Source organism: Streptomyces sp. NPDC052107, assembly GCF_040680215.1.
In the GTDB taxonomy this organism is placed as follows: Bacteria; Actinomycetota; Actinomycetes; order Streptomycetales; family Streptomycetaceae; genus Streptomyces.
In genome coordinates, this window is the sequence record NZ_JBFAWG010000204.1 from 1 (window position 1) to 4,866 (window position 4,866).

The following is a 4,866-nucleotide window of genomic DNA, read 5'->3' on the forward strand; positions in this document are numbered from 1 at the left end:
TAGGACGAGCTTCGATTCCCACCAACTGCCACACCGCTGACCAGCAAGTTCGACCTCATCCAAAGCCCAGAACCCCGATTAACTGCGGAACCCGGCCTGAGCCACCTCAACTGATCCATAAGATGTGACAATTACCCCCGGAGGCCGATGTCCATCACGCTGAGCTTGCTGCTCTGGGGTACCTGAGCGAGAGCGGTCTGCAGGATGGAGAAGGTGACTGGCTCCTCCCAGAGCACGTTCACGGCGTCGCGGCGCTGGGGCGAGGCGTAATGATCCGCTCAGGACGTCGTCGGCTTAACCTCCGGCTACTACCTCGCCCCCGACACTCGCTGGTGGAAGAACCTCCAAGACGTCACACTCCCGGACGACCTGGGTTTACAACCCGCGGCTTCCGCATTCCGGGCACTCCAGGGGGAAGGAGGGCTTCGGGTGGTGACACGCCGGGCACGGCACCAAGTATTCGCCAGTCTTTTCGTCGTAGTAGATCGTCGGCTCTGGCCGGCGGGGGCGAATCGCTACGTAGAGCCGCTGCCAGAGGCTGGGGCGGCGAGCTTCGGGCATGAGACCTCGCTTTGGGAGTCCGGCACGTCATGCTGCCTGCCAACGTGCGACGCCACAAGGCGTTTTCTCACTTCCCGTCCTCCGCCCGTACACGGGGCTTCTGGGTGGGCCCGCGCAAGCCCGTGCGCCCGGAAGGGGTAGAAGCCGCCCGTGACAACTAAGATCGTTTTTGCACAATTGTGCAAGTGCTCCGGATCAGCTTTCCGGCACGCGCGCCTGCCGCGGGGCGCCTGCCCCCTCAACGGCGGCCGCTGCGTGGTCGGCGCGCCTTGGTAGACGGCCCGGATGTCGTCCCACAGGCCGGCTCCCTTGCCGTCGCGGATCTGCCGCTCACACACATGGTCGAAGATGCGCTCGGCGAGTCTTAGCAGCCGGTCGTGCGAGGACACGTTCCGTGACAGCGCGCAGAGTTTGGGGCGGTGGGTGCGGGCGTGCTCAACGCCGGTTTCTGCCTCGGGGTTGGGCGGCCTGGTCGAGGATCCGCCGACGCGTCCACCGCCGGTGCCCGCCCTTTCGCGTGTGCGTGGCTGTCCTCGCCCCGGGTGGCCGACTCGAAGCTGTCGAGAGGAGCGGCCTTCTTCGGCGGAGAGGTGATCTTCTTCAGCAAAGCAGACATGCCTCCTGTACAACCCTTCCTCCCCATGCGGTGTCAAACACGGCGCCGGATATAGGAACGGGACCTATCCGGACACCCCCCGCGCCCCTGAGCCAGTCGGTCGTATCTGAGCCAAGGAGCCGCTCATGCGCAAGCACCGCTCGGCCGCCGTCGCGGCGGCATCGTTTCTCCTCGTGACGGGCGCGCTCATCGCGACCGCTCCGAGTGTCTACGCCGGAACACCCGGCGGAACACACGCCAACGACCGCAACACCGACTTCAACGGCGACGGCTACGACGACGTGCTCGTCGGCGGCCCCGGGGCCGCGGTCGGCGGGTACAAGGGCGCCGGCATGGTGACCGTGCAGTACGGCGGACCCAAGGGCATCGGCACGACCAGGGTCAAGGCCTTCAGCCAGAACTCCCCGGGCGTTCCCGGCGCCGCCGAGACCGGTGACGGCTTCGGCAAGTCGCTGGCCACCGGCGACCTCGACGGCGACGGCTACGACGACGCGATCATCGGTATCCCCGGCGAGGACCTCGGCACCGTCGCCAACGCGGGCGGCGCCGTCATCCTGTGGGGCACGCCGAACGGCCTCACCGGATCGGCCAGCGACTGGCTGCAGTCCGACGACCTCACCACGGGCGGCAGGTTCGGCGCCTCGCTCGCCGCGGCCCGCTTCGGCGACACCACTCCGGGCGACTCCCTCGCCGTCATGGACTCGGTCGGGCTGACGATCTACACCTTCGAGCCCGCCCCCCAGCCCACCGCCAAGAGCGCGGACGCGCAGGCGCGGCGGCCGGTGCACAAGTCGCGCACCACGCTCACCTCGCCTCCGCGGAAGACGCTCAGCCAGGCCTCCGCCGACGACGCGCCGGGCATCCAGCCCAAGTCGATGACCACGGGCGACTACGACAACAACGGCTTCGCCGACCTGGTCGTCTCTGGCACCAGCGTGGGCGACGAGCCGGGCTACGGCTGGTCGTACATCCTGCCCGGTACCGCGTCCAACGAAGAGCCGCTGCCGATCACCGCGGTCCGCGGCGGTCCGGTCGTCGCGTCCGGCGACATCAACCGCGACGGCTACGACGACCTGGTCACCGGCGAGCCGCACAGCCCGGACGACGGCGGCGCGAGCATGAGCGGCGGCATGGTCGGCGTCTACTACGGCAGTGCGGAGGGGCCCGCCGGCCAGGAGGGGCCGGGCACCCCTCCCGTGTGGTGGACCCAGAACTCGGCGGGCGTGCCGGGCGCGAGCGAGCAGGGCGACGGCTTCGGCACCGACCTCTCGGTCGGCGACAGCAACGGCGACGGATACGCGGACGTGGCGATCGGTGTCGCGGGCGAGGACATCGGCGCCGTCGCGGACGCGGGCGCCGTCACGGTCCTGCGTGGCTCGGCCAAGGGCATGACCTCCACCGGCGCATGGTCCGTGAACCAGGGCACCGCGAACGTCCCGGGCGCCGTCGAGAAGGGCGACAAGTTCGGCGGCCAGGTCTCCTTCACCGACCCGAACGACGACGGCCGCTTCGGCCTGCTCGCCTCGGCACCCGGGGAGAACACGAACGACGGCTACGTCTGGGTGTTCTCCGCGGGCAGCTCGGGCCTGACCACCTCCGGCTCCTGGAACTACGGCCCGAGCGCGTTCGGCGGCCTGCCGACCAACGCGCTGTACGGGGCGGCGATCGACGACTAGAGATCTTTAATGGCTGGGGTTGTGGCGGTTGGAAGTCGAGGCCGGTCTTGGCGAGGAGGCCGTCGATGAAGCCGGGTCGGTACTGCATCCGCTTGAGCCGCGTCTTCACCAGCGCGGTGAGCTGGTCGAGGTTTTGTTTGGTGAGGTTGGCCAGGGACCGTTTCAGGTGCGACCACACGCCCTCGACCGGATTGAACTCGGGTGCATACGCCGGGAGTTGGTAGACAGTCAGCCATAATCGGGCGGCGATCAGCTTTCGCATGGTGCGGCTGACGTGCGTGTTCAAGTTGTCCCAGACCAGCACGATCGGGCCGCCGAGCTGCTGGTGTGCGGCGTCGAGCAGAGCGGCGTAGTCGGTCTCGGTGAAGCCCTTGCGCCGACCTTTGGCGGGACCACGGTCGAGGTGGATGCGGTAGATCAGCCGGGACCGGTGGCCGGGCTTGGTGCAGATCATTCCCGCCATGGAGACGCGTTTGGTGCCTGCGGCGGTGACCCGCACGACGGGCGTGTGGCCTCGTCGGCCCCAGGTGCGGCCCTTGGGCGGCCTCAGCCCCTGGCCCGCTTCGTCTTCGAAGCAGAGCCAGGCGCCCAGGTCCGCCGCCGTTTTTTTATGACGGGCCACTCCTCGTCCTTCCAGGCGGCGATCTTCTCCTCGTCGCGCTCGGTGGCCTTGCGGGAGGGGATCTGCACGCTCCAGCCGATGCGGTGCAGCAGCAGGTCCAGCCCGGCCAGGGTGTACGCGACACCGAACCGGCGGCGCACGATCTCGGCGATCCGGGCCAGCGTCCAGCACTGGTCATTCCAGCCGGAAGCGGCCGGGCCAGCATCCAACACCGTCTCCAGCACGCGGAGTTGTCCCGCATCGAGCTTGCAGCGGGCGCCACCGGGTCCTTTGGAGGCCAGAGCCTGCCGCCCTTCTGAAGTCAAAGCCCGCCGCCAGCGGTTCGCCGACATCCGGGTCACCCTGAACCGTCGGGCCACCTCCCGGTCACTGGCCCCGGCTTCGATCAGGTCAGCGGCTGCGAAACGGACTTGCTCACGCCGAGCCCGTTCCTCGGCCGTCAATCCACCGCCATCGGGATACCTCATTCTCTCGGCATAGCGCGGCCCACGAACGCCGTCATGTGCCGTGCCCGGCCGCGTGGTGTAGGCCGTGGGCATCTCTGCGGGAGATCCGATACAGCACACAGCGGCGAAGCGGTCCCTCGGGCACGCTCGGATCCTCGAAGTCGTCGGCCGGATCCCGGGTCATGCCGATCCGGCGCATCACTGCCTGGGAACGCAGGTTGTGGACGATCGTCGACGCCACCACTTCCGGCAGCCCGAGGACCTCGAAGCCGAAAGCCAGGCAGGCCAGGGCGGCCTCAGTGGCGTAGCCGTGGCCCCACGCCGAACGCATCAACCGCCAACCGATATCCACCCCCGCGAACGGCATGTCCTCGCCCACCTCGTCCAAGCCGGCACGGCCGATGAACTCACCAGTCTCCCGTGCTTCGAGCGCCCACCACCCAAAACCTCGCTCGTCAAACTCGGACTGCATGAGTGCCACCGCGAAATCGCTTTGCTCCCGCGTCAGCAGTTCCCCCAGGTGTTCTCGGACTTCAGGGTCGGCGCTCATAGCCGCCCACGGTCCGAGGTCGGACTCCCGCCACCGGCGGAGCAGAAGACGATCGGTGCGCAGCTCTGGCATGCCACTCAGCCAACCCGATCAAGATCAGGGTGTCGATCGGTTATGTCGAACCCTACGGTGCTCGTTAATGCCAGACCCGCTGCGCAGACCCTCACGGCCTACACCACCCGGCGGGACACCAACCCGCCACGACACGACGTAACCCGCACCGTTAAAGATCTCTAGTAGGACTCCGTTAGGTCTGTCTCGATCTTGGTGCCGTGTGTATCCCGCTGGGCAGGGGCTGGTGGCAGGTGGTGCAGGTGCCGGTCCAGCAGTTCAGCAGGTCCTGGAGGGTGTCGAGGATCTGGTAGAGGGTGAGGCCGGTGTGTCGGCTTTTGGGG

The 4,866-nt window shown here is 68.0% G+C and carries 3 protein-coding genes and 2 pseudogenes; 1 reads left to right on the forward strand and 4 read right to left on the reverse strand.

What is annotated here, in order from left to right; translation table 11 throughout:
- Positions 1-1,302: 1,302 nt before the first annotated feature.
- Complete coding sequence (locus AB0M27_RS46770) at positions 1,303-2,853, forward strand: FG-GAP and VCBS repeat-containing protein (protein ID WP_365732304.1); 1,551 nt, start codon at positions 1,303-1,305, stop codon at positions 2,851-2,853.
- Between the two features lie 178 nt (positions 2,854-3,031).
- Here the strand turns inward: AB0M27_RS46770 and AB0M27_RS46775 are convergent.
- From AB0M27_RS46775 to AB0M27_RS46790, 4 genes and pseudogenes are all read right to left on the reverse strand, one after another.
- A pseudogene (locus AB0M27_RS46775) lies at positions 3,032-3,475 on the reverse strand (transposase); the annotation flags it as partial.
- Positions 3,400-3,699 (reverse strand): winged helix-turn-helix domain-containing protein, encoded by a 300-nt coding sequence (locus AB0M27_RS46780; protein ID WP_365732306.1) that lies wholly within the window; start codon positions 3,697-3,699, stop codon positions 3,400-3,402. The gene AB0M27_RS46780 and the pseudogene AB0M27_RS46775, both read right to left, overlap by 76 nt.
- 66 nt (positions 3,700-3,765) lie before the next feature.
- Positions 3,766-4,014, reverse strand: a pseudogene (locus AB0M27_RS46785) (helix-turn-helix domain-containing protein); the annotation flags it as partial.
- Positions 3,974-4,543 (reverse strand): GNAT family N-acetyltransferase, encoded by a 570-nt coding sequence (locus AB0M27_RS46790; RefSeq protein ID WP_365732305.1) that lies wholly within the window; start codon positions 4,541-4,543, stop codon positions 3,974-3,976. The gene AB0M27_RS46790 and the pseudogene AB0M27_RS46785, both read right to left, overlap by 41 nt.
- Positions 4,544-4,866: the final 323 nt, after the last annotated feature.